Source organism: Streptomyces sp. SID12488, assembly GCF_010548275.1.
GTDB lineage: Bacteria > Actinomycetota > Actinomycetes > Streptomycetales > Streptomycetaceae > Streptomyces.
Window position 1 is genome coordinate 24,184 of record NZ_JAAGLT010000019.1, and the last position, 24,037, is coordinate 48,220.

General features: G+C 70.5%; 21 protein-coding genes. 15 read left to right on the top strand and 6 right to left on the bottom strand.

What is annotated here, in order from left to right:
• Positions 1–205 precede the first annotated feature (205 nt).
• The 3 genes from G3I56_RS26095 (at position 206) to tyrS (ending at position 4,454) form a co-directional block, all read left to right on the top strand.
• On the top strand, positions 206–1,729 hold the full coding sequence (locus G3I56_RS26095) for a TldD/PmbA family protein (protein ID WP_164412990.1): 1,524 nt from the start codon (positions 206–208) through the stop codon (positions 1,727–1,729).
• Entirely contained in the window at positions 1,726–3,120 is a 1,395-nt protein-coding gene (locus G3I56_RS26100) for a metallopeptidase TldD-related protein (protein ID WP_164412992.1), read from the top strand. Before G3I56_RS26095 ends, G3I56_RS26100 begins: the two co-directional genes overlap by 4 nt.
• Positions 3,121–3,188: 68 nt before the next feature.
• The gene (gene tyrS / locus G3I56_RS26105; RefSeq protein WP_164412993.1) at positions 3,189–4,454 is read left to right on the top strand and encodes a tyrosine--tRNA ligase; all 1,266 of its coding nucleotides are present in this window, start codon (positions 3,189–3,191) and stop codon (positions 4,452–4,454) included.
• A gap of 87 nt (positions 4,455–4,541) precedes the next feature.
• On the opposite strand, the gene G3I56_RS26110 is transcribed toward tyrS, so the two are convergent.
• Positions 4,542–4,817: a GlsB/YeaQ/YmgE family stress response membrane protein gene (locus G3I56_RS26110; RefSeq protein ID WP_164412995.1), complete on the bottom strand. Its 276-nt coding sequence runs from the start codon at positions 4,815–4,817 to the stop codon at positions 4,542–4,544.
• Between the two features lie 246 nt (positions 4,818–5,063).
• On the opposite strand from G3I56_RS26110, the gene G3I56_RS26115 reads away from it, so the two are divergent.
• Together G3I56_RS26115 and G3I56_RS26120 are read left to right on the top strand one after the other, a co-directional pair.
• Complete coding sequence (locus G3I56_RS26115; protein WP_164412997.1) at positions 5,064–5,462, top strand: DUF3099 domain-containing protein; 399 nt, start codon at positions 5,064–5,066, stop codon at positions 5,460–5,462.
• A 209-nt stretch (positions 5,463–5,671) separates the two neighbouring features.
• Positions 5,672–5,896 (top strand): hypothetical protein, encoded by a 225-nt coding sequence (locus G3I56_RS26120; protein ID WP_164412999.1) that lies wholly within the window; start codon positions 5,672–5,674, stop codon positions 5,894–5,896.
• A gap of 7 nt (positions 5,897–5,903) precedes the next feature.
• On the opposite strand, the gene moaA is transcribed toward G3I56_RS26120, so the two are convergent.
• From moaA to G3I56_RS26135, 3 genes are all read right to left on the bottom strand, one after another.
• Positions 5,904–6,893, bottom strand: coding sequence for a GTP 3',8-cyclase MoaA (moaA, locus tag G3I56_RS26125; protein ID WP_164413001.1), 990 nt, complete (start codon positions 6,891–6,893; stop codon positions 5,904–5,906).
• A gap of 179 nt (positions 6,894–7,072) precedes the next feature.
• Positions 7,073–8,698 (bottom strand): cation acetate symporter, encoded by a 1,626-nt coding sequence (locus G3I56_RS26130; RefSeq protein WP_164316360.1) that lies wholly within the window; start codon positions 8,696–8,698, stop codon positions 7,073–7,075.
• Positions 8,695–9,051, bottom strand: coding sequence for a DUF485 domain-containing protein (locus G3I56_RS26135; protein ID WP_164413003.1), 357 nt, complete (start codon positions 9,049–9,051; stop codon positions 8,695–8,697). Before G3I56_RS26135 ends, G3I56_RS26130 begins: the two co-directional genes overlap by 4 nt.
• Positions 9,052–9,511: 460 nt before the next feature.
• On the opposite strand from G3I56_RS26135, the gene G3I56_RS26140 reads away from it, so the two are divergent.
• The 4 genes from G3I56_RS26140 to G3I56_RS26155 all read left to right on the top strand — a co-directional run bounded on the left by G3I56_RS26140 (position 9,512) and on the right by G3I56_RS26155 (position 15,298).
• Positions 9,512–11,044 (top strand): S8 family serine peptidase, encoded by a 1,533-nt coding sequence (locus G3I56_RS26140; RefSeq protein ID WP_164413005.1) that lies wholly within the window; start codon positions 9,512–9,514, stop codon positions 11,042–11,044.
• A 67-nt stretch (positions 11,045–11,111) separates the two neighbouring features.
• A complete protein-coding gene (locus G3I56_RS26145; RefSeq protein WP_203690688.1) occupies positions 11,112–12,650 on the top strand; it encodes a S8 family serine peptidase in 1,539 nt (512 codons plus the stop codon).
• Positions 12,651–12,775: 125 nt separating this feature from the next.
• Positions 12,776–14,158, top strand: a complete 1,383-nt coding sequence (locus G3I56_RS26150) for a CoA transferase (RefSeq protein WP_164413007.1) — start codon at positions 12,776–12,778, stop codon at positions 14,156–14,158.
• A gap of 129 nt (positions 14,159–14,287) precedes the next feature.
• A complete protein-coding gene (locus tag G3I56_RS26155) occupies positions 14,288–15,298 on the top strand; it encodes a CopD family protein (protein WP_343240053.1) in 1,011 nt (336 codons plus the stop codon).
• Here G3I56_RS26155 and G3I56_RS26160 read toward each other — a convergent pair.
• Positions 15,264–15,965, bottom strand: coding sequence for a lysoplasmalogenase (locus G3I56_RS26160; RefSeq protein WP_164413011.1), 702 nt, complete (start codon positions 15,963–15,965; stop codon positions 15,264–15,266). The two genes, G3I56_RS26155 and G3I56_RS26160, sit on opposite strands and share 35 nt — an antisense overlap.
• A complete protein-coding gene (locus G3I56_RS26165) occupies positions 15,962–16,831 on the bottom strand; it encodes a sterol desaturase family protein (RefSeq protein WP_164413013.1) in 870 nt (289 codons plus the stop codon). The genes G3I56_RS26160 and G3I56_RS26165 overlap by 4 nt, the downstream gene beginning before the upstream one ends.
• 142 nt (positions 16,832–16,973) lie before the next feature.
• On the opposite strand from G3I56_RS26165, the gene G3I56_RS26170 reads away from it, so the two are divergent.
• From G3I56_RS26170 to G3I56_RS26195, 6 genes are all read left to right on the top strand, one after another.
• A complete protein-coding gene (locus G3I56_RS26170; protein WP_164413015.1) occupies positions 16,974–17,987 on the top strand; it encodes a DEDDh family exonuclease in 1,014 nt (337 codons plus the stop codon).
• 88 nt (positions 17,988–18,075) lie between these two features.
• The gene (locus tag G3I56_RS26175) at positions 18,076–18,309 is read left to right on the top strand and encodes a hypothetical protein (RefSeq protein ID WP_164413017.1); all 234 of its coding nucleotides are present in this window, start codon (positions 18,076–18,078) and stop codon (positions 18,307–18,309) included.
• Positions 18,310–18,395: 86 nt separating this feature from the next.
• Positions 18,396–19,202, top strand: coding sequence for an SURF1 family protein (locus G3I56_RS26180; RefSeq protein ID WP_164413019.1), 807 nt, complete (start codon positions 18,396–18,398; stop codon positions 19,200–19,202).
• Between the two features lie 93 nt (positions 19,203–19,295).
• Positions 19,296–21,113, top strand: a complete 1,818-nt coding sequence (locus G3I56_RS26185; RefSeq protein ID WP_343240054.1) for a glycoside hydrolase family 15 protein — start codon at positions 19,296–19,298, stop codon at positions 21,111–21,113.
• A 5-nt stretch (positions 21,114–21,118) separates the two neighbouring features.
• Complete coding sequence (locus tag G3I56_RS26190) at positions 21,119–21,874, top strand: SDR family oxidoreductase (RefSeq protein ID WP_164413021.1); 756 nt, start codon at positions 21,119–21,121, stop codon at positions 21,872–21,874.
• A 147-nt stretch (positions 21,875–22,021) separates the two neighbouring features.
• Positions 22,022–24,028 carry an NAD-binding lipoprotein gene (locus tag G3I56_RS26195; protein WP_164413023.1) on the top strand — a complete coding sequence of 669 codons (2,007 nt, stop codon included), beginning with the start codon at positions 22,022–22,024 and terminating at the stop codon, positions 24,026–24,028.
• Positions 24,029–24,037: the final 9 nt, after the last annotated feature.

Genomic DNA, 24,037 nt, shown 5'->3' on the forward strand with positions numbered 1-24,037 from the left:
CAATCGGGCACCGACAGTGGCTCACCCCTGGTCCTGTCGGGTCTCTACAGTCGGCGTACGTGAAGAAGGGTTCGCCGGGCGGCGCCGACAGCTTCGGACGGACATGGTTTCTCGGCCTGAATCCGGTGGAAGCCGGGGTGTCGGTTCTGCATGATTCACTGCGGGACATACTCATCTCGCCAACGGTGACAAGGGGAGGCCGCTCGTGGCCCATGAAATCGATCCGTCGTTCCTCGCGTTGCCCTTGCGGGCCCTCGCCGACGCCGCCCTCGCACGCGCGCGTGCGCTCGGTGCCGAGCACGCGGACTTCCGGTTCGAGCGGGTGCGCAGCGCGTCCTGGCGGCTGCGGGACGCCAAGCCGTCCGGCACGTCGGACACCACGGACCTGGGGTACGCGGTGCGGGTGGTGCACGGCGGTACCTGGGGGTTCGCGTCGGGCGTGGACCTGAGCATGGACGCCGCCGCGAAGGTCGCCTCGCAGGCCGTGGCCATGGCGAAGCTGTCCGCCCAGGTGATCAAGGCCGCGGGGTCCGACGAACGCGTGGAACTGGCCGCCGAACCGGTGCACGCCGACAAGACGTGGGTCTCGTCGTACGAGATCGATCCGTTCACCGTGAGCGACGAGGAGAAGGCGGGCCTGCTGGCCGAGTGGAGTGCGCGGCTGCTCTCGGCGAACGGGGTCAACCATGTCGACGCCTCGCTGCTCACGGTGCACGAGAACAAGTTCTACGCCGACACCGCGGGGACCGTCACCACCCAGCAGCGGGTGCGCCTCCACCCGCAGTTCACCGCCGTCTCCGTCGACGAGTCGAGCGGCGAGTTCGACTCGATGCGGAGCATCGCGCCGCCCGTCGGACGCGGTTGGGAGTACCTCACGGGCCGGGGCTGGGACTGGGAGTCCGAGCTCGAACAGATCCCTGACCTGCTCGCCGAGAAGATGCGGGCGCCGAGCGTCGAGGCGGGGCTGTACGACCTGGTCGTCGACCCGTCCAACCTGTGGCTGACCATCCACGAGTCCATCGGCCACGCCACCGAGCTGGACCGGGCCCTCGGCTACGAGGCGGCGTACGCGGGCACATCCTTCGCGACCTTCGACCAGCTCGGCAAGCTCAGGTACGGCTCCGAGCTGATGAACGTCACCGGTGACCGCACCGCCGAACACGGCCTGGCGACCATCGGCTACGACGACGAGGGCGTCGCCGGTCAGTCGTGGGACCTGGTGAAGGACGGGACGCTGGTGGGCTATCAGCTGGACCGGCGGATCGCGAAGCTGACCGGGTTCGAGCGGTCCAACGGGTGCGCGTACGCCGACTCGCCCGGGCATGTGCCCGTGCAGCGCATGGCCAACGTGTCCTTGCAGCCGGACCCGGGCGGGCTGGCGACCGAGGACCTCATCGGCGGGGTCGACCGCGGGATCTATGTCGTCGGGGACCGGTCCTGGTCCATCGACATGCAGCGCTACAACTTCCAGTTCACCGGGCAGCGGTTCTTCAGGATCGAGAACGGCCGGATCACCGGGCAGCTGCGGGACGTGGCCTACCAGGCGACGACCACCGACTTCTGGGGCTCCATGGCGGCCGTCGGCGGTCCGCAGACGTACGTCCTGGGCGGGGCCTTCAACTGCGGCAAGGCCCAGCCAGGGCAGGTCGCGGCCGTGTCCCACGGGTGCCCGTCGGCCCTCTTCAAGGGCGTCAACATTCTCAACACCACGCAGGAGGCCGGTCGATGAGCGCTCGTTTGATCAAGCCGCACGAGATCGTCGAGCGGGCCCTCTCGCTGTCCCGGGCCGACGGGTGTGTCGTCATCGCCGACGAGGAGTCGACCGCCAATCTGCGCTGGGCGGGCAACGCCCTCACCACCAACGGGGTCACCCGCGGGCGCACGCTCACGGTCGTCGCCACCGTCGGCGGCAAGCAGGGCACGGCCTCCGGGGTGGTCTCCCGCGCCGCCGTCACCGCCGACGAGCTGGAGCCGCTCGTACGGGCCGCCGAGGCCGCCGCGCGCGGCGCCGGGCCCGCGGAGGACGCCCAGCCGCTGGTCGGGGGCGTACCGGAGTCCCCGGACTTCACGGACGCGCCCGCCGAGACCTCCTCCGCGGTGTTCGGCGACTTCGCGCCGGCGCTCGGTGAGGCCTTCGCACGCGCGCGTGCGGGCGGTCGGGAGCTGTACGGCTTCGCCAACCACGAGCTGGTGTCCAGCTATGTGGGTACGTCGACGGGGCTGCGCCTGCGCCATGACCAGCCCAACGGGACGCTGGAGCTGAACGCCAAGTCCCCGGACCGTACGCGCTCGGCGTGGGCCGGGCGCTCCACGCGGGACTTCAAGGACGTCGACCCGGCCGCTCTGGACGCGGAACTCGCCGTACGCCTCGGCTGGGCGGAGCGGCGGATCGAGCTGCCCGCCGGGCGGTACGAGACGCTGCTGCCGCCGACCGCGGTCGCGGACCTGCTGATCTACCAGTTGTGGTCGGCGTCCGCGCGGGACGCCGCCGAGGGGCGCACGGTGTTCTCCAAGCCGGGCGGCGGGACACGTATCGGCGAGCGGCTCACCGAGCTGCCGCTGACGCTGCGCAGCGACCCGAACGAGCCCGGCCTGGAGGCCTCCCCCTTCCTGCTCGCCCACTCCTCGGGCGACGACCAGTCGGTGTTCGACAACGGGTTGCCGCTGAGCGCCACGGAGTGGATCCGCGAGGGCGAACTGAACCGGCTGATCACCTCCCGGCACACCGCCGGGCTTACCGGCCTGCCCGTGTCCCCGGCGATCGGGAACATCGTCCTGGACGGGGGCGAGGACAAGTCCCTGGAGGAGATGGTCGCGAACACCGAGCGAGGTCTGCTGCTGACCTGCCTCTGGTACATCCGCGAGGTCGATCCGGCGACCCTGCTGCTGACCGGTCTGACCCGCGACGGGGTGTACCTCGTGGAGAACGGCGAGGTCAGCGGGGAGGTCAACAACTTCCGGTTCAACGAGTCGCCGGTGGACCTGCTCGGGCGTGCCGTCGAGGCGGGGCGTACGGAGAAGACGCTGCCCCGGGAGTGGAGCGACTGGTTCACCAGGGCCGCGATGCCCGCACTGCGGGTGCCGGACTTCAATATGAGCTCTGTCAGTCAGGGCGTATAACCTCGTTGCCGGTAGTCGCTCGGCTGCCGTAGAACTGAACGAAGACCATTCAAGGAGATACGAGAACCGTGACGGACATCGTCGACGAGCTGAAGTGGCGTGGGCTGTTCGCCCAGTCCACTGACGAGGACGCTTTGCGCAAGGCGCTCGCGGACGGTCCCGTCACGTTCTATTGCGGCTTCGACCCGACCGCGGCCAGTCTGCACGTCGGTCATCTGGTGCAGGTGCTCACCATGCGCCGCTTCCAGCAGGCGGGCCTGCGTCCGCTGGCCCTGGTCGGCGGGGCGACCGGCCAGATCGGCGACCCGCGTCCCACCGCGGAGCGCACGCTGAACGACCCGGAGACGGTCGCGAACTGGGTGAACCGGCTCCGCGCGCAGATCGAGCCGTTCCTGTCCTTCGAGGGCGAGAACGCCGCGGTGATGGTGAACAACCTGGACTGGACGGCCGGCCTGTCCGCCATCGAGTTCCTCCGGGACATCGGCAAGCACTTCCGCGTCAACAAGATGCTGACGAAGGACTCGGTCGCCCGTCGTCTGGAGTCCGACCAGGGCATCAGCTACACGGAGTTCAGCTACCAGCTCCTGCAGGGCATGGACTTCCTGGAGCTGTACCGGAGGTACGGCTGCACGCTCCAGCAGGGCGGCAGCGACCAGTGGGGCAACCTCACCGCCGGGCTCGACCTGATCCACCGGCTGGAGCCGGAAGCCTCCGCGCACGCGCTGGCGACGCCGCTGATGACGAAGGCGGACGGCACCAAGTTCGGCAAGACCGAGGGCGGCGCCATCTGGCTCGACCCGGAGATGACGACGCCGTACGCGTTCTACCAGTTCTGGCTGAATGTCGACGACCGGGACATCTCGGCGTACATGCGCATCCTGTCCTTCCAGTCCCCGGAGGAACTGGAGGCGATGGAGGCGCAGACCGCGGAGCGTCCGCAGGCGCGTGCCGCGCAGCGCGCGCTCGCCGAGGAGCTGACGACGCTGGTGCACGGCGCCGAGCAGACGGCCGCCGTGATCGCCGCGTCCAAGGCCCTCTTCGGCCAGGGCGAACTCGGTGAGCTGGACGAGCGGACGCTGAGCGCGGCCCTCTCCGAGGTGCCGCACATCCAGGTCGCCGAGGCGGGGCCGGTCGTCGACCTGTTCGCCGAGGTCGGACTGGTGGCCAGCAAGTCGGCCGCGCGGCGCACGGTGAAGGAGGGTGGTGCCTACGTGAACAACGTGAAGGTCACCGCCGAGGACGCGGTCCCCGCTAAGGAGGACCTGTTGCACGGGCGGTGGCTGGTCCTGCGCCGGGGCAAGAAGAACCTCGCAGCGGTCGAGGTCACCGGCTGACCGGACCGTGGGTGCTGCGCGCGCGTGTGAAGGGGGCGGCCCTGTTGACCGGGCCGCCCCCTTCACACGTACCGACAGGACCTGGAACTATGCCCGCTGTCTCTTGCCGCGCATCATCGAGTACGCCATGTCGCCCAGGAACACGATCACGACGGCCGCCGCGAGCTGGAGCGCGTGACGGCCCCAGTCGATGCCGCTCGTCTCGTCGATGCCGAGACCTCGTGCGATCGCGTTGCCGATGACGGCACCGATGATGCCGAAGATGGTCGTCAGCCAGAGCGGGCTGTGCTGCTTGCCCGGAATGATCGCCTTGGCCAGCAGACCCAGCACGAATCCCACGATGATCGCCCACAACCAGCCCATGGATGCCTCCTCGTACGGCTCTACGTGAGCATTACGCCCAGTGTCGGCCCGTTCGCGCTACGGCGCATGTCGGGGACCTCGGTACGCGGTAGGACTGAGACGGGTCACCCCGACGGAAGATGCCCCGCTCTCGTAGGCGACGCAGGCGCGGCGTAACGTGGAAGCGGTCCGGGCCTGGTTCCCCGACCGGGTTCGGCGTGGGGTACGGGCCGGGGCGTGTCCGATTCGGGTGGATGGTGGAACGTGATGCGGAAGCGGAGCAACAGCGGCGGCGCCGAGGTCTTCCGGATCACCGGGGCCCGGCAGGGGCTCGCGGACGATGTCCGTGCCAGACAGCGCCGGTACATCATCTCCATGTCCGTGCGCACGGTGGCGGTGGTCCTCGCGGCGGTGCTCTGGAACGTCGAACGGCACGTCGCGTTCGTGGCATTGGTGCTCGGCATGGTCCTGCCCTACATCTCCGTGGTGATCGCCAACGCGGGCCGGGAGAACGCGCCGGGGCTCCCCTCGACGTTCGTGACGGTTCCGGTGCGGCCGATGATCACGCCGCCGCGACCGGAAGAGGGCTTCGCGGAATCCGCGGCGGAGGACGCCGGGGGCGATCAGGGGGCCGCCGCGCGGGGCAATCCGCGCGAACGATCCTGACCAGAAGTCAGTGCGTACAGCGTCGCGAAGCTCAAGAAAAGCTCAGATCAATCATGAAGTTCCGGTGCCGGTCGGACGGTTCCCCGTGACATACTTCGTACGCGCTCCGCATCCCCCGTCGGAGCGACAGACCGACGCCGGGCAGCTCCCCCCGTGGCTGCTCGGCGTCGCCTTTTTGAGCCCTGTTTCCGCCGGGTTAGGGTCAGCAGATGATCGGCTCAGACCCTGATTCCCCCATCTGTTCCGCCAAGGCATGCCGGGCGGGCGCGGAGTGGGTGCTCGTCTGGAACAACCCGAAACTGCACACGCCCGAGCGGCGGAAGACGTGGCTGGCGTGCGAGGAGCATCGCGAGCACCTGTCGCAGTTTCTGGGGGTGCGTGGCTTCCTGAAGGACGTCGTGCGGCTGGAGGCCTGGGAGGCTCCGGACAGCTGAGCCCGCTTCAGCCCCCGATCGCCGACATCGGCCTGTCCGGCTGGATGAAGGACGGGTCGTCCAGGCCCGCGCCCGCCTTCTTGCCCCACATCGCCTCGCGCCAGATGCGGGCGATCTCCTCGTCGGAGGCGTCGGAGCGGAGGGCCGCTCGCAGATCCGTCTCCTCGCGGGCGAAGAGGCAGTTGCGGATCTGGCCGTCGGCCGTCAGGCGGGTGCGGTCGCAGGCGGCGCAGAACGGGCGGGTGACGGAGGCGATGACGCCGACACGGTGCGGGCCGCCGTCGACCAGCCAGCGCTCGGCGGGGGCCGAGCCGCGTTCGCCGGTGCCCTCCTCCGTCAGGTCGAAGCGGGTACGGAGGGAGGCGAGGATGTCACCGGCGGTGACCATGCCCTCGCGCTTCCAGCCGTGCTGGGCGTCCAAAGGCATCTGCTCGATGAAACGCAGCTCGTAGTCGTGCTCGACCGCCCAGGCGAGGAGTTCCGGGGCCTCGTCCTCGTTGAACCCCGGCATCAGGACCGCGTTGACCTTCACGGGGGTCAGGCCGGCCTCGCGGGCGGCTTCCAGGCCCGCGATGACGTCCTTGTGGCGGTCGCGGCGGGTAAGGGTCTTGAAGACGTCCGGGCGGAGGGTGTCCAGGGAGACGTTGACGCGGTCCAGGCCCGCCGCCTTCAGGGCGGTCGCCGTGCGGCCCAGGCCGATGCCGTTCGTCGTCAGGGACATCTGGGGGCGGGGGGCCAGGGCGGCGACCCGCTCCACGATGCCGACCAGGCCCGGGCGCAGCAGCGGCTCGCCGCCGGTGAAGCGGACCTCTTCGATGCCCAGGATGCGGACGGCTATGTCTATGAGGCGGACGATCTCGTCGTCCGTGAGCAGGTCCGGCTTGGCCAGCCACTGCAGGCCCTCCTCGGGCATGCAGTACGTGCACCGCAGGTTGCAGCGGTCGGTCAGCGAGACGCGCAGGTCGGTGGCGACTCGGCCGTAGGTGTCGATGAGCACGTGGGCCCCCTCCCTCGTAGCGGATCGCGTGGGTAAGAGTTTCTCCTGATACCTGCGAGCCTACGTGACCCCACCGACAACGCGGCCGGCCCGATGCCACAGAACGCGGCGTGGGGCCACCGTAGATCCCTACGGCGGCCCCACGCGGTGCCTGTGCCGGCGAACCGGCGAGCGAGCGCCTAGTGCGCTCCGGTGCCCGTGAGGGACCGCACCTCCAGCTCCGCGTACTTGCCGGTGTCGGGCTCCTCCTTGGAGAGGACGGTGCCGAGCCAGCCCATGACGAAGCCGAACGGGATGGAGATGATCCCGGGGTTCTTCAGCGGGAACCAGTGGAAGTCGACGCCCGGGAACATCGCCTTCGGGTCGCCGGACACGACTGGTGAGAACAGCACCAGGCCGACCGCCACGATCAGGCCGCCGTAGATCGACCACAGGGCGCCCTGGGTGGTGAACTTCTTCCAGAACAGGCTGTAGAGGATCGTCGGGAGATTGGCGGACGCGGCGACCGCGAACGCCAGCGCGACCAGGCCGGCCACGTTGAGGTCGCGGGCGAGGGCGCCCAGGGCGATGGAGATGATGCCGATGAAGACGGTGGCCCAGCGGACCGCCTTCATCTCCTCCTTCTCGGTGGCCTGCCCCTTGCGGATGACGTTGGCGTAGATGTCGTGCGCGAAGGACGACGACGAGGCCAGCGTGAGGCCGGCGACGACGGCGAGGATCGTCGCGAAGGCGACCGCCGAGATCGTCGCGAGCAGGACGGCACCCCAGGTCGAGTCGACGCCGCCGATGTGCAGGGCGAGCAGTGGCGCCGCCGTGTTGCCCGATGGGTTGGAGTCGGTGATCTCTTTCGGGTCGATCAGTGCCGCGGCTCCGAAGCCGAGCGCGATCGTCATCAGGTAGAAGCCACCGATGATGCCGATCGCCCAGTTCACGGACTTCCGGGCGGCCTTGGCCGTGGGCACCGTGTAGAAGCGGATCAGGATGTGCGGCAGACCGGCGGTGCCGAGGACCAGGGCGATGCCCAGGGAGATGAAGTCCAGCTTGGTGGTGCCGGTGGCGCCGTACTGGAGGCCGGGCTCGAGGAAGGCGTCGCCCTTGCCGCTGCGTTCAGCGGCGGTGCCGAGCAGATCGGAGATGTTGAAGTTGAACTTCAGCAGCACCAGGAACGTAATGAGGATCGTGCCGCTGATGAGCAGCACGGCCTTGACCATCTGGACCCAGGTGGTGCCCTTCATGCCGCCGATGGAGACGTACACGATCATCAGGACGCCGACGAGGGCGACGATGGCGACCTTGCCCGCGTCGGAGGTGATGCCGAGGAGGAGCGAGACGAGGACGCCCGCGCCGGCCATCTGGGCCAGCAGGTAGAAGATCGAGACGACGATCGTCGACGTACCGGCGGCCGTGCGGACCGGACGCTGGCGCATGCGGTAGGCGAGGACGTCACCCATGGTGTAGCGGCCCGAGTTGCGCAGCGGTTCGGCGACCAGGAGCAGGGCGACCAGCCAGGCGACGAGGAAGCCGATGGAGTACAGGAAGCCGTCGTACCCGAACAGGGCGATCGCGCCCGCGATGCCGAGGAAGGACGCGGCGGACATGTAGTCGCCGGAGACCGCGAGGCCGTTCTGGAAGGCGCTGAACTGGCGCCCGCCGGCGTAGAAGTCGGCGGCGCTCTTGGTCTGGCGGCCCGCCCAGACGGTGATGACGAGGGTCGCGACGACGAACACCGCGAACAGGGAGATGATCAGTGGCCGGTGCTCACTGGCCTCGCCTGCCGCGAGGACACTCTGCTGTACGGGGCTCATGCCTCGCCCTCCATCCGGGACTTGATCGCCTCACCCTTCGGGTCGAGGTTGGCGGCGGCGTGCCGCGCGTACCACCAGGCGATGAGGAACGTGGTGACGAACTGGGCGATGCCCAGGACGAAGGCGACATTGATGTGGCCGACGACCTTGGTGCCCATGAAGCCGCCCGCGTAGTTCGACAGCAGGACGTACAGCAGGTACCAGGCGATGAAGCCGACGGTCAGCGGGAAGGCGAAGGAGCGGTGGGCGCGGCGCAGCTCACCGAACTCGGCGCTCTGCTGGACCTCGACGTACTCCTCCGTGGTGGGGAGGCGGCGTTCTGTCTTCGAGGGGGGCGGTGCGTCGGTAGCCACGGAGTCTCCTCGCGTTGCGGGTGCGGTCACGTCGGTGGACGGGGGTGCGTGGTCGTTCGGGGACGGGGTGGGGCTGGGTACGGACATGTCTCTTCTCTGACCTCGCGGTGATCTGGATCACAGGTGGTCGGCTCGCGATGGTAGGGCCCCCACGCGTGATCCGACAGGGGGCCCGACGGTCCTCGTGCTCCCTGCACAAGGTCACGGCGCCACGCGAGGACCGGTTCAACTCGCCGCGTTTCTTTCCGAACTGATCTCCGGAAGTCATTGCTGGCCAGCGGCGATGCGGGATAGCTTCGCCCTGTACCAACCGTCATGTACCTGCAAAATCCGTGGTGCGGGCCGCGCGCCCGTGCCCGCCTTTTCGCGCGTACGTAACTGTTGTCCGTCCCTGCTACGCGCTTGCCCGGCAACCATCCTTGTCCGGGCGAGCCTCGTTTCCGGATGATGTGGAGAACCCATGGCTCATCTGCGCTCCAGACGCCGGCTCGCTCTCGCGGTGCCGGTCGTGCTGTCCCTGACCGCCTCCCTCGGCTTCCTGCCCGTGGCCGCGTCGGCCGCCGAACCGGCCGCCCCTGTCGCCCGGGCGGCGGACGGTCCGAACCTCGCGTATGTCGTCAACACCAAGAGCACCGACCGTCACACGATCGGGGCGGTCACGAAGGCGGTCTCCAAGGCCGGCGGCACCGTCGTGGTGACGTACAGGAAGATCGGCGTGATCGTCGTCCACTCCGCGAACCCCTCCTTCGGGGCGGAGATCCGCGCGGTGCGCGGTGTGAGGTCCGCGGGTGCCACCCGGACCACGCCGCTGGTCGCCGCCGGGACGACCGACGAGGGCGCGGCGGACTATCTGACGGCCGCCGAGGCAGCCAAGGTCAAGGCCGTGTCGGCCAGGACCCCCGAGAGCGAGCCCCTCGAAGCCGACCAGTGGGACCTGCGGTCGATCGGCGCCGACAAGGCCGCGAAGATCAACCCGGGCAGCCGCAAGGTCACCGTCGCCGTGATCGACACCGGCGTCGACGACACCCACCCCGACCTCGCCCCGAACTTCTCCGCGTCCCAGTCGGCGAACTGCGTCGGCGGCGTCGCGGACACCAGCGCGGGTGCCTGGCGCCCGTACACCGCCGAGGACTACCACGGCACCCATGTCGCCGGTGAGATCGCCGCCGCCCGCAACGGCATCGGTGTGGCCGGTGTAGCGCCCGGCGTCAAGGTCGCCGGCATCAAGGTGAGCGACCCGAACAACGGGCTCTTCTACCCGGAGAGCGTCGTGTGCGCCTTCGTGTTCGCCGCCGACCACGGCGTCGAGATCACGAACAACAGCTACTACGTTGATCCTTGGCTGTACAACTGCATGGGTGACCCCGACCAGCGGGCCATTGTCGACGCGGTCAACAGGGCGCAGCTGTACGCGACGAAGAAGGGCACCCTCAACCTGGCGTCGGCGGGCAACTCCAGCCACGACCTGGACTCCGACGCGATCGTCGACGACAGCAGCCCCGACGACTCGACGGCGGTCACCCGCACGATCGACCCGCACGAGTGCTTCGACGTACCGACCCAGCTCCCGGGTGTCGTCACGGTGAGCGCCACGGGTGTCGACAACGTCAAGTCGTACTACTCCACGTACGGCAACGGCGTCATCGACATCGCGGCGCCGGGCGGCGACCGCAAGTACCAGATACCGGACACGCCGTCGAAGAACGGCCGCATCCTGTCCACCATGCCGAACGGCGAGTACGCCTTCCTGCAGGGCACCTCGATGGCCTCGCCGCACGCCGCGGGCGTCGCCGCGCTGCTGAAGTCGAAGCACCCGAAGGCGACCCCGGCGCAGCTCCAGACGCTGCTCAAGGTCCAGGCGAACAACCCTGGCTGCCCCGCGTCGTACGACCAGGACGGTGACGGCACGCAGGACGCGGTGTGCGAGGGCGGCAAACGGGTCAACGGATTCTTCGGGTTCGGGATCGTCGACGCGCTGCGCGCGGTCAAGTGACCCGCACGTTCTGCCGAGTTTCCCGCACGATCCGCACGTCCCACGAACGAAGCAACTGGAGACCCTTATGACAGCGCCTCACCCGCGCTCCCGTCGCGCCGTGGCGATCCCGGTCGGGATGGTCATGGCGACGGCGTTCGCCTTCCTGCCGAACATCCAGGCCGTCGCGGCCGACGCCGACGTCACCACCGGTGCCTCCGCCGTCGCAGCCGACGCGACCTCGCTCAGCTATGTCGTCAACGTGTTCCCCGGGTTCGGCGCTCCCCCGTACGTGAAGAAGGCCATCGCCAAGGCCGGCGGCACGATCGTGACGTCGTACGACCGGATAGGCGTGATCGTCGTCCACTCGGCGAACCCCGACTTCGCGAAGGTCGTCCGCAAGGTGCCGGGCGTGCAGTCGGCCGGCAACACGCGCAACGCGCCGCTGCCCGCGCAGTCGACCACCGACGAGGGCGCCCCGAAGGTGCTCTCCGCGGCGGAGGTCGCGAGCGCCACCGCCGCCGCCACCGCGGGCCAGGACCCGCTGGAGCCGTTGCAGTGGGACCTGCCCGCCATCAAGGCGGACAAGGCGCACGAGAAGTCCCTCGGCAGCTCCAAGGTGACCGTCGCCGTGATCGACACCGGCGTCGACGACACCCACCCCGACATCGCGCCGAACTTCGACCGCGCCGCCTCCGTCAACTGTGTGACGGGCAAGCCCGACACCACCGACGGGGCCTGGCGGCCGACCACGGGCGAGAGCCCGCACGGCACGCACGTGGCCGGCGAGATAGCCGCCGCCAAGAACGGCGTCGGCGTCACGGGCGTCGCACCCGGCGTGAAGGTGTCCGGCATCAAGGTGTCGACCACGGCCGGCTACTTCTACACGGAGGCCGTCGTCTGCGGCTTCGTGTGGGCCGCCGAGCACGGCGTGGACGTCACCAACAACAGCTATTACACGGATCCCTGGTATTTCAACTGCAAGAACGACCCGGACCAGAAGGCCCTGGTCGACGCCATCACGCGGGCCACGCAGTACGCGGAGCACAAGGGTGTCGTCAACGTCGCGGCGGCCGGCAACGAGAACTACGACCTCGCCGCCGACGAGATCACCGACCCGGTCTCCCCCAACGACGCGACGCCCTCGGACCGGGTCATCGACCCGTCCAAGTGCTATGACATCCCGACCCAGCTCCCGGGCGTGGTGACGGTCGCCTCGACCGGCGCCAAGGGCATCAAGTCGTCCTTCTCCAACCACGGGCTCGGCGTCATCGACATAGCAGCCCCCGGCGGCGACTCGACCCGCTATCAGACCCCGGCCCCGCCGGCCACCAGCGGCCTGATCCTCGGCCCGCTGCCCGGCGGCACCTGGGGCTACATGGCCGGTACGTCGATGGCGTCCCCGCACGTCGCCGGTGTGGCCGCCCTGATCAAGTCGACGCACCCGCACGCGTCGGCCGCTCTGGTGAAGGCGCTCCTGTACGCCGAGGCGGACGCCACGCCGTGCACGGACCCGTACGACATCAATGGTGACGGCAAGGTCGACGCGGTGTGCGAGGGCCGGAAGAACTACAACGGCTTCTACGGCCACGGCATCGCGGACGCGCTGGACGCGGTGACGAAGTAGCTCTCTTCGGTACCGATCCACTTCGGTATTGATCCTCTTCGGCGGGCCGGGCAGCGTTGAGCTGTCCGGCCCGTTGTATTGATCCAGTACATATATTGATCCAGTACACACGGCATAGTGACCGTATGACTGTGTTGAGCACGGAGTACACCTGGGCCGCACTGGGCGGCGATCCCGCGCTCGCCGCCCGGGTCTCGACCGTCGTACGCACCGGTGTGCTCGCATCACGGCTTCCGGTACGGGAGCTGGCGCGGGCCTGCGTCGGATCCTGCGCGCTGGCCGCCGCGGAACTGGGCGCCCTCCGGGCCGGGCTGCCGGAGGTGCCCGGGGTCCGCGTGGACGACGGCGCGCTCGCCACGGCCCTCGTCAGCGAGCGGCATCTGCTGATCGGCGGACGTGCACCGGTCGCTTTCGCGCCCCTGTCGCGCTTCTGGCGGACGGCGGACGGCTGGGTGCGCACGCACGCCAACTACCCGCACCACCGGGCACGCCTCCTCGCGGCCCTGGGCACGTCCGAGGACCCGGTGTCCGTCGCCGCCGCGTTCGCCGAACGCTCCGCCGCGGAGGCCGAGGAGACCGTGTACGCGGCCGGTGGCCTCGCCGTCGCGCTGCGTACGGCGAAGGAGTGGGCCGCGCACGAGCAGGGCGCGGCGGTCGCCGCGCGCCCTGTGGTCGAACGCGGCCGTCTGGACTCGGCACCCGCGCGCGTGCTCGCGCCGATCGGCACCGGTCCCCTGCTGCCCGCCGCCGGAGTCCGGGTCCTGGACCTGACCCGGGTCATCGCGGGCCCCGTCGCCACCCGCACGCTCGCCCTGCTCGGCGCGGACGTCCTGCGTGTGGACGCGCCCCGGCTGCCCGAACTCCCCGACCAGCACGCCGACACGGGCTTCGGGAAGCGGTCGGCGGTGCTGGATCTGGCGGCCGACCGGCGTGCCTTCGAGGAACTCCTCGCCGGCGCGGACGTCGTCGTCACCGGGTACCGGCCCGGCGCACTGGACCGGTACGGAATGTCGCCGGAGGCGCTGGCCGAGCGCAGGCCCGGGGTGGTCGTGGCTCAGTTGTCGGCGTGGGGCGCGTACGGGCCCTGGGGTGAGCGGCGGGGCTTCGACAGCCTGGTGCAGGTCGCCACGGGCATCGCGGCGATCGAGGGGTCGGTGGCGGAGCCGGGTGCGCTGCCCGCGCAGGCACTCGACCACGGCACGGGATATCTGCTGGCGGCGGGGGTGCTGCGGGCGCTGAGCGACCAGGTGCGGGAGGGTGGCAGCCGGTTCGTGCGGCTGGCGCTGGCCCGGACGGCGGGGTGGCTGTCGAGCGGGGCGGAGCGTGGGCGGGAGACTCCTGTGGACGGCGCCGCGTACGACGGGCCGGAGGCGTGGCTCGCCGAGCGGGACAGCGCGCTGGGGCGGCTGCGGTACGCGCTGCCGCCGATCTCCTTCACGGGCGGGCCCGTCGACTGGGTGCGGCCTCCCGGGGTTTGGGGTGCGGATCGACCGCAATGGGTGTATTGAGATAGACACGGCGTGGGCCCTTGGGGAGGGGCGCCGGGGTGAGTCGCCGGGGACGTACCGACGGCTGGTGAGGATCTTGGGGTGGGCTTGATACGACCGACAGACGGAACGTCCGACGAGAGCGGGCCCGTGAGAACGCCCGGTGCCGGGCACCCTGACAACGGACGACCTGGACTCGGGCAACCCGGTATCGGACGGGCCGTCGCCCTGCTCCTGCTGGTGGCGTCGGCCGCGCTGATTCCGCTGCTCGGCCCGTCCATCGCGCTGGACGGCACCGGGGAGGCCGCCGCGCCCGGCGTGGGCGGGATCGCGCTGCTGCGGACGGTGCTGTTCGCCGCGCTGTGCGTTCCGGTGGGCGAGCTTTTCGTGCGCAGGCTGGCCGGGAGGCTGCCCGGGGCGCCGCCGGAGCGGGCCCGGAGTTGGGCGCCTTACGCGGCCGGTGCCGGTTTCGTCGCCGCGCTGGGACTGGCCTCGGTGGTGTCGACCGGCAACCTCGTACCGCACAGCCTGGCCGCGATCGACGTCGGCGGCCTGTACGAGTCCCGGGACGGCAAGCTCGCGCTGCTGGAGGTCAACGGGTTCGCCGCGGCGGGCCTGTGCGCCCTGTCGGCCCGTCCGGCCATGCAGGTCTGGCCGTTGTGCGCGGTGGCTGTGGCGGAGGCGCTGCGGGCCCATCCGGCGCCGGAGACCGGTCCGCTGACCGGCTCGGCGCTGACGTTCGTCCATCTCACGTGCGCGGCGCTGTGGGTGGGCGGACTGCTGTACGTACTGCGGACGTTGCCCCTCTGGGGGGCTGCCCGGGACGCGCGCGTGGCGTTGCTGGGCCTCTACGCGCGCGTGGCGGCCCCTCTGCTCGCCCTGATCACCGCCACCGGCATCTGGAGCACGCTGCGCCGGATGCCGCCGGGCACGGTCCTGGACCAGCTGACGTCGACGGCGTACGGCCGCACCCTGCTCGCCAAGGTGATCGTCGTGGTCGCCGTCGCCGTGCTCGCCCTGTGGTCGCGGCTGCGGCTGAGCCGGGCGGCCGACCCGCTGACGGCCTGCGCCCCGGCACGCGCGGAGGTCGTCGCGCTGGGGCTGGTGGTCGCCGTGTCGGGGCTGCTCACCGCGCTGCCGGTGCCGATCCGCTGGACGTGACGGGTGAGGGCGTCGCGGTCCGCACCGCCTCGAGTACACCGCCGGTCAGGAGCCACTGGGCCGCGACGTACGTGAGCATGATCCAGAAGTCGGGCCGGGGCAGCTGGGGCAGGTCCGCGACGCCGGTCGCGATGAGCGTGTCGGAGAGCAGGAAGAGCGCACCGCCCACGCCGGCGCGGAGCCCGAGTGCGGTGGCCCGGTAGGCCATCGCGGTCAGCAGGAGGCTGTAACCGGCGACGGGGACGCGGAGTTCGGCGGGGAGGCCGGGCCAGAGGGCCGCGAGAGTGCCGGCCAGGGCCAGGGCGTAGACCCCCGCGAGCCGGATGCGTGCGCCGCGCGCGCGTGGGGCGCCCTTCGCGCTGCGGTCCCCTTTGCCGTACCTCCTGAAGAGGGCGAGGTAACAGACGTGACCGGCCGCGAAGGAGGCCATGCCTGCCAGGAACGCCGGGTCGACGTCGGAGAGGAGCAGGACGTCGCCGGCCCAGCCGAGGAGGAGTGCGACGGGGAGGAGGCGCGGGGTGCCGCGCAGAAGGGCGTGGGCGGCGAGGAGGGGCATCAGAAGGGGCTTGGCGAGGGCGTGCCCGGTGTCGGAGCCGAACGCGAGGGCGGTCAGGTCGACGGCCGCCGTGAGGGCGAAGACGGCGAGGAGAACCCGGGCCGGCCTCACGCGACGACGGTCTCTTCGGCCGGCTCCTGGCGCAGGCGCGCGGGCTGCCAGCCGGGCCCCCGGAACACCCGTCCGGCGCGCTCACGCCAACTGCCCGCCGCCTTGATGTCCTTGACGATCGCGACGTACTCATGGGTGGCGACCTTGACCGGGTTGAACGTGTTGATGTTCTTCGTCAACCCGTAGACAGGCCGTTCGGTCTCGGCGACGAACGAGCCGAAGAGCCGGTCCCAGACGATGAGGATTCCGCCGAAGTTGCGGTCCAGGTAGCCGCCTTGCGATGCGTGGTGGACGCGGTGGTGGGAGGGCGTGTTGAAGACGTACTCGAACCACCGGGGCATGCGGTCGATCCGCTCGGTGTGGATCCAGAACTGGTACACGAGGTTCGCGGAGGAGCAGAAGGCGAGCGCGGCCGGGTGCACACCGAGGGCGACGAGAGGGACGTAGAACGGCCAGACAGTGAGCGTCGTCCACGGCTGGCGCAGAGCCGTCGTCAGGTTGAAGCTGCGGCTGGAGTGGTGCACGACATGGCAGGCCCAGAGGATGCGGACGACGTGGTGGCCGCGGTGCGACCAGTAGTAGAAGAAGTCCTGCGCGAGCAGCATGAGCGGGACGGTCCACCACAGGACGGGGACGCGGAGCGGGGTGAGTTCGTAAACCGCCGTGTAGACGGCGAGGATCGGGATCTTCCAGAGGAAGTCGAAGGCCAGGCTCCCGAGTCCCATCCCGACACTGGTCGCGGCGTCCTTGGTCTCGTACCCGGCGGCGTTCTCGTCGGGGTGGATCCGGACACTGATCATCTCGATGACGGTGAGCAGCACGAAGGCAGGTATCGACCAGGCCACGACGTCGGGCAGATTGGGCATGACTGCACGTTAGGGCGGCTCGCAGGTGGCGCATAGACGTTGTTACTGACAAGTATTCAGGGCGGTACGCGCTTGCTTGTTGGTGGGCTCCACCAACGGGTGCGCGACGGACTGTCAGTCGCGGCCCGTATTCTCTGGGACCATGCTCGAAGACCTGACGCCCACGCCGTCCCCCGCCCCGTGGCCGACCGCATATCCCCAGGGATACGCGGTCGTTGACGTCGAGACGACCGGTCTGTCCCGGGACGACCGGATAATCTCCGCCGCCGTCTACCGGCTGGACGCGCGCGGTGAGGTCGAGGACCACTGGTACACGACGGTCAACCCGGAGCGGGATCCGGGGCCGGTGTGGATCCACGGGCTGACGGGTGACGCCCTGGAGGGCGCCCCGCTCTTCGTGGACATCGCCGAGGAGTTCGCGTCCCGGCTCGCCGACCGCGTGCTCGTCGCGCACAACGCCGTCTTCGACTGGTCGATGATCGCCCGGGAGTACGCGCGCGCGGAGCGCGAGGCGCCGGTGCGTCAGCGGCTGTGCACCATCGCGCTGTCCAAGGAGCTGGGGCTGCCGCTGCCCAACCACAAGCTGGAGACACTCGCTGCGCACTTCGGGGTGGTCCAGCAGCGGGCCCACCACGCGCTGGACGACGCGCGGGTGCTCGCCGAGGCGTTCCGGCCCAGTCTGCACGCGGCGGCCCGGGGTGGCGTACGGCTGCCGCTGCTGGAGTGCCGGGCGCTGACGGAGTGGTCGTCGCCGGCGACCGGCGCCACCCGGCCGCAGATCGGGCGGCAGGCCTCCGGTGGTTACGGAGGCTCCGGGGGCTACCAGCCGACCAGTTGGCGGCCGTCCCGCAAGCGGCCCGCGTGTCCGTACCCCAACCCGGGGCGGTACGAGGACGGCAAACCGCTCAGGCAGGGCATGCGGGTGGCGTTCTCCGGGGACACCTCGGTCGAGCGCGACCTGCTGGAGGACCGGGCCGTCGAGGCAGGGCTGCATGTCGCGACGAGCCTGTCCCGGCTGACCAGCCTGCTCGTCACCAACGACCCCGACTCCATGACCTCGAAGGTGGTCAAGGCCCAGCAGTTCGGCACACCGGTCGTCGACGAGGCGGCCTTCGGGCAGCTGCTGCGGGACGTGGAACCCGCGGCAGGTGTGTGACCGTCACGACCGTACGGACGGGTGATTGGCGCCCGACTCGCCCGGCGCCATCCCGCTCGGGCGCCACCGACGGCCCACCCTGTGGCGCATGGCCAGTTGTGAAGTCTGCGGGAACAATTACGGGATGACCTTCGAGGTGCACGCGCAGGGGTCGGTGCACGTCTTCGACTGCTTCGCCTGCGCGATCCACCGGATGGCGCCCATCTGCGAGCACTGCCGGGTCCAGATCATCGGGCAGGGCGTCGAGGCCGAGGGCCACTGGTACTGCGGGGCGCACTGCGCACGCGCGGAGGGGAGGGTGGGGATCATCGACAGGGTCTGAGGAGGCCTGCGAGGGCCCGAGCGGGTCCTCGTCCGAGTCCGTACCCCCCTGATTGCACCCCACGGGCGAGTTGTACCGTCAGTGGGGTGTACCGCTTCCTCTTGTCCCGGCAGTGGGTGATCCTCACGCTGGTCGCCCTCGTCCTCATCCCCACGATGATCAGGCTGGGCATCTGGCAGATGCACCGCTACGAAGAGCGCAGCACCCGCAACCAGCTGGTCGCCGACGCGCTGTCCGCCGAGCCGGTGCCGGTGGAGAAGCTGACCTCCCCAGGACACACCGTCACCACCGGCGAGCGCTACCACACCGTCAGCGCGAAGGGTCGCTTCGACACCGACGACGAGGTCGTCGTCCGCCGGCGTACCAACTCCGACGACGAGGTCGGCTACCACGTTCTGACCCCCTTCGTCCTCGACGACGGCAAGGTCCTGCTGGTCAACCGGGGCTGGATCCCCTCGGACGGGCCGAGCCAGACCGCGTTCCCCACTATCCCGGCGCCCCCGAAGGGCGAGATCACCGTCACCGGCCGCCTGATGCCCGCCGAGACGACCGCGGCGAGTGGCATCAAGGACCTCAAAGGGCTGCCGGACCGGCAGGTCATGCTGATCAACAGCGAGCAGGAGGCCCGGCGGCTCGGCACCGAGGTGCTTGGCGGCTACATCGTGCTGACGACGCCCGAACCGAAGGGCAGCACCCCTGAGCTGCTGGGCCGACCCGGCGACGAGAACGCCGCGCTGAACTACGCCTACGCCATCCAGTGGTGGCTGTTCTCCGCGGGTGTCCCCCTGGGCTGGGTGATCCTCGTGCGCCGCGAGCGCCGGGACCGGGCGGAGGCCGAGGCGGCGGCGCGGGAGGCACAGAATTCGCCGGACGCCGAGCCCGCCGCCGTGTGACGCGACCGGCCGTGTGACGTAACCGGGGATTCTCGGCGGTGACAGGACGATCTCGCCCGAATGCCGGGGCCCCACAGCGGGAACCTGCACGTCGTGCACCCCCATAAGAATGACCGTATCCCCCGTATCCCCCGTATCGAGGACTACGCCCTCGTCGGCGACCACCAGACCGCCGCGCTCGTCGGCATGAACGGTTCCGTAGACTGGCTCTGTCTGCCCCGCTTCGACTCGGCCGCCTGTTTCGCCGCGCTGCTCGGCGACGAGCGCAACGGGCACTGGCGGATCGCCCCGGAGGGCGCCGATCGCTGCACCCGGCGCGCCTACCGGCCCGGCACCCTCGTCCTCGACACCGAGTGGGAGACCGACGAGGGCGCGGTACGCGTCACCGACCTGATGCCCCAGCGCGACCGCTCCCCCGATCTCGTACGGATCGTCGAGGGCGTACGCGGTGAGGTGACCGTCCGCAGCACGCTGCGGCTGCGGTTCGACTACGGGTCGGTCGTACCGTGGATGCGCCGGGTCAACGGGCACCGGGTGGCCGTCGCGGGGCCGGACTCGGTGTGGCTGCGCACCGACGAGGGGGTGCGCACCTGGGGCCGGGACTTCACCACGTACTCGGAGTTCACCGTCGCCGAGGGCGAGCGGGTCGCGTTCGTGCTGACCTGGCATCCCTCGCACGAGCCGCATCCTCCGTTCGTCGACCCGTACGAGGCGCTGGACACGGCCGTCTCGGACTGGCAGGACTGGTCGGCGCGCTGTACCTACGACGGGCCACACCGGGACGCCGTCGTGCGCTCGCTGATCACCCTGAAGGCGCTGACGTACGCGCCGACCGGCGGCATCGTGGCCGCCCCCACCACCTCGCTCCCCGAAGAGCTGGGCGGTGTGCGCAACTGGGACTACCGCTACTGCTGGCTGCGCGACTCCACGCTCACCCTGAACGCCCTGCTGTCGGCGGGCTACCACGAGGAGGCCGAGAGCTGGCGCGACTGGCTGCTGCGGGCGGTCGCGGGCGACCCGGCTGACCTCCAGATCATGTACGGGCTCGCCGGTGAGCGCCGGCTGCCCGAGTTCGAGCTGGACTGGCTGCCCGGCTTCGCGGGCTCGGCCCCGGTGCGGATCGGCAACGCGGCCGTACGGCAGCTCCAGCTCGACGTGTACGGCGAGGTGATCGACTCGCTGGCGCTGGCCCGGCGTTCGGGGCTGCCGTCGAAGCCGCACATGTGGCGGGTGCAGGTCGCGCTGATGGAGTTCCTCCGGACGGCGTGGCGGCAGCCCGACGAGGGGCTGTGGGAGGTGCGCGGCCCGCGCCGGCACTTCGTGCACTCGAAGGTGATGGCCTGGGTGGCCGCGGACCGCGCGGTGCGTCAGCTCGAACTCAACCCGAAGCTCAGCGGCGGCGACCTCGAAGGCTGGCGGGCCATGCGCGACGAGGTGCACCAGGAGGTGTGCGAACGCGGGTACGACCCGGAGCGGAACACGTTCACGCAGTTCTACGGCTCCCGCGAACTCGACGCCGCCGTGCTGCTCCTGCCCCGCGTCGGCTTCCTGCCCGCGGACGACCCAAGGATCGTCGGCACCATCGACGCCGTCAGTGAGGAACTGGGGAACAACGGCTTCGTACGCCGCTACAGCACGGACGGTCCCGTGGTCGACGGGCTGCCCGGTGACGAGGGTGTGTTCCTGGCCTGCTCGTTCTGGCTGGCGGACGCCCTGCACATGATCGGCCGTACGAAGGAGGCACGCGCGCTCTTCGAACGCCTGGTCGGCGTCACCAACGACGTGGGGCTCCTCGCGGAGGAGTACGACCCGGTCGCCGACCGCCAGCTCGGCAACTTCCCCCAGGCGTTCAGCCACATCGGCCTCGTCAACACAGCCCTCGCCCTGTACGGCGACGAGCAGGCAGGATAGGGACCATGGATCTTGGACTGAAGGACCGGGTGTACGTCGTCACCGGAGCCACCCGTGGGCTGGGCAACGCCGCCGCGCGTGAACTCGTCGCCGACGGCGCGAAGGTGGTCATCACGGGGCGGGACGAGAAGACGGTCGCGGAGGCCGCGGCCGAACTGGGCCCGGGTGCGGTGGGCGTTGCCGCTGACAACTCCGACCCGGAGATCGCGCAGCGGCTCGTCGCGGCGGCCCGCGAGCACTTCGGGCGCTTCAACGGCATCCTCATCAGCGTGGGCGGGCCGGCGCCCGGGTTCGTCGCCGACAACACGGACGAGCAGTGGCGGGCCGCGTTCGACTCGGTGTTCCTGGGCGCGGTACGGCTGGCCCGTACGGCGGTGTCGGAGCTGGAGGCGGGCGGGGTCGTCGGGTTCGTGCTGTCCGGGTCGGTGCATGAGCCGATTCCGGGGCTGACCATCTCCAACGGCCTGCGGCCGGGGCTCGCCGGGTTCGCCAAGTCCCTCGCGGACGAGGTGGGGCCGCGCGGGATCCGGGTGGTGGGGTTGCTGCCGGCGCGCATCGACACGGATCGCGTGCGCGAGCTGGACGGGCTGTCCGCGGATCCCGGGGCGACCCGGGTCGCCAACGAGTCGCGGATTCCGCTGCGGCGATATGGCAGGCCGGAGGAGTTCGGGCGTACGGCGGCGTTTCTGCTGTCGCCTGCGGCGAGCTATCTGACGGGGGTCATGGTGCCTGTCGACGGGGGGATGCGGCACGGGTTCTGAGCTTCTTCCTCCTCGTCCGGCCTCGCCCGGGTTTGGGCCCGTGTCGCTGCCCGAAAGGATGAAGATCCCGGTGGAGCGGCGTGTCGCGGACGGTGGGACCGGCACGCTTCGACTTCCGGAGGCGGGCACGGGGATCAGGGGGCTTATGTGGAACGGCGACAGGAACGAACTCCGTTACACCACCGGACGCGCTACCTGTTCGACAGGACACTGGCCCGCAGCACCACAACCCTGCTCGGCTGGCTCGCCCTGTGCTGCCTGGCGATCGTCGTCCCCGTCAGCGCCCTGCTGGTGTGGACGGACCCCGCCGCCCCGCACTCCCTGTCCGGCCGGCTCACCCAGGTATGGCGCACCAGCGCGGAGACCCTGCGCCTCGGCGCCGCGACCGGCGCACCCCTGCGCATGCTGCTGTCCGTACTGCTCGGCCTGATCGCCCTGCTGTGCGTGTCGACGGTCGTCGGAGTCGTCACCACCGGCCTGGGAGACCGGCTCACGGAACTGAGACGAGGGCGCTCCCGGATCCTGGAACACGACCACACGGTGGTCCTCGGCTGGTCCGACCAGGTCTTCCCCCTGGTCGCCGAGCTGATCGCCGCACGCCCCGTCGGCGTCCGGCATGTGATCACCGTCCTCGCGGACCGGGACCCGGCCGTCATGGAAACGGCCCTCACCACCGCTCTGGGAGCCGCCGTCGGCGTCCGCCTGGAATGCCGCACCGGATCGCCGACCGACCCCGACGCCCTGGCCCTGGTCACCCCGGGCACGGCACGGACGGTGACGGTACTGCCCGTCGAGGACACCGACGGCGACCTGACGGTCGTACGGACCCTGCTGGCACTGCGCACCCTGGTCCACGCCGAGAACGGCCCGCGCGTGGTGGCCGCCGTATGCGACGGGCGCTATCTGCCGGCCGCGCGGCTCGCCGCCGGACCGCGCGGCACCGTCCTGGAGACCGACCGGACCACCGCGCGGCTGCTTCTCCAGTCCGCCGGGCACCCGGGGATGCCGTCGGTGCTGCGCGACCTGCTGGACTTCTCCGGAGCCGAGTTCCACGTCAGCGACATCCCGCAGGCAGCGGGACTGTCCTTCGAGGACGTGGCGCTGCGCCTGGAGGCGTCCTGCGTGGTGGGACTCCTGCGGGCGGACGGCCCTCCGCTGCTCACTCCGGCGCCGGGGACCGTGCTGGAACCGGGGGACCGGCTGGTGACCGTCGCCCACGACGACAGCCCCGTCCCGCTCACCGACTCCCGCGCGCGGGTCGACACCACGGCCATGGCACCACCCCGCCCACGGCCCGGCCCTCCCGCACGGCTGCTGCTCCTGGGATGGAACCGCCGGGCCCCGCTGATCGTGGACATCCTCCGCCGGACCGCCCGGCCGGGCTCCGTCCTCGACGTGGTCACCGCCGCGGACGCCGTCCCCCCACCGGACTGGACCCCGGGCCTCGAAGACCCCTCGGCGCTGCGCCTCGCGCACCGAACCGGTGACCCGGCCGCCCCCGAGACCCTCGGCGGCCTCGACCTCCGCGCCTACGACAGTGTCATCGCCCTCGGAGCGGACCAGGAGACCTGTCCCGAACGGTCCGACGACCGGACGCTGCTGAGCATGCTGACCCTCCGGTCCTGGGAGGAGAGGACACACCGGGTACTGCCCGTCGTGGCCGAGATGCGCGACCACCGCAGCCGGAGGGTCGCCCCGCTCGGCCGCGCGTCCGACGTCGTCCTTCGCGGAGAACTCACCGCCCTGCTGATGGCACAGATCGTGCACAACCCCGAACTGGCCGCCGTGTTCGAGGAGATCTTCGCCGTGCGCGGCGGAGCACTCGCCCTGCGCACAGCCGACCACTATGTGCTGCCCGACCGGGAAGCCTCCTTCGCCACCGTGGTCGCGGCAGCGCTGGGACGCGGCGAATGCGCGATCGGCTACCGCGTCCACGACCCGCACACGCTCCGCCCCCACGACAGCGTGCAGCTGTGCCCCACCAAGTCCCTACGGCGCGTCTGGAACGCCGAGGACGAGGTCCTGGTGCTGACAACGGGGCGAGGCGGGCCCGACAGCCCCGACGTCAGCCGGTGCACGCTGCCCGGCACGCGACCCGAACACCGGGAAGGAGACTCGCCGCCGAGCGTGCCTCAGGCCGATGTGTCTCCCTGAGCACCGCTA

Coding starts and splice junctions, on each gene's coding strand:
- G3I56_RS26100 (WP_164412992.1), top strand. CDS start 1,726: ATGAGCGCTCGTTTGATCAAGCCGCACGAGATCGTCGAGCGGGCCCTC.
- G3I56_RS26110 (WP_164412995.1), bottom strand. CDS start 4,817: ATGGGCTGGTTGTGGGCGATCATCGTGGGATTCGTGCTGGGTCTGCTG.
- G3I56_RS26115 (WP_164412997.1), top strand. CDS start 5,064: ATGCGGAAGCGGAGCAACAGCGGCGGCGCCGAGGTCTTCCGGATCACC.
- G3I56_RS26120 (WP_164412999.1), top strand. CDS start 5,672: ATGATCGGCTCAGACCCTGATTCCCCCATCTGTTCCGCCAAGGCATGC.
- G3I56_RS26130 (WP_164316360.1), bottom strand. CDS start 8,698: ATGAGCCCCGTACAGCAGAGTGTCCTCGCGGCAGGCGAGGCCAGTGAG.
- G3I56_RS26140 (WP_164413005.1), top strand. CDS start 9,512: ATGGCTCATCTGCGCTCCAGACGCCGGCTCGCTCTCGCGGTGCCGGTC.
- G3I56_RS26145 (WP_203690688.1), top strand. CDS start 11,112: ATGACAGCGCCTCACCCGCGCTCCCGTCGCGCCGTGGCGATCCCGGTC.
- G3I56_RS26150 (WP_164413007.1), top strand. CDS start 12,776: ATGACTGTGTTGAGCACGGAGTACACCTGGGCCGCACTGGGCGGCGAT.
- G3I56_RS26165 (WP_164413013.1), bottom strand. CDS start 16,831: ATGCCCAATCTGCCCGACGTCGTGGCCTGGTCGATACCTGCCTTCGTG.
- G3I56_RS26170 (WP_164413015.1), top strand. CDS start 16,974: ATGCTCGAAGACCTGACGCCCACGCCGTCCCCCGCCCCGTGGCCGACC.
- G3I56_RS26175 (WP_164413017.1), top strand. CDS start 18,076: ATGGCCAGTTGTGAAGTCTGCGGGAACAATTACGGGATGACCTTCGAG.
- G3I56_RS26190 (WP_164413021.1), top strand. CDS start 21,119: ATGGATCTTGGACTGAAGGACCGGGTGTACGTCGTCACCGGAGCCACC.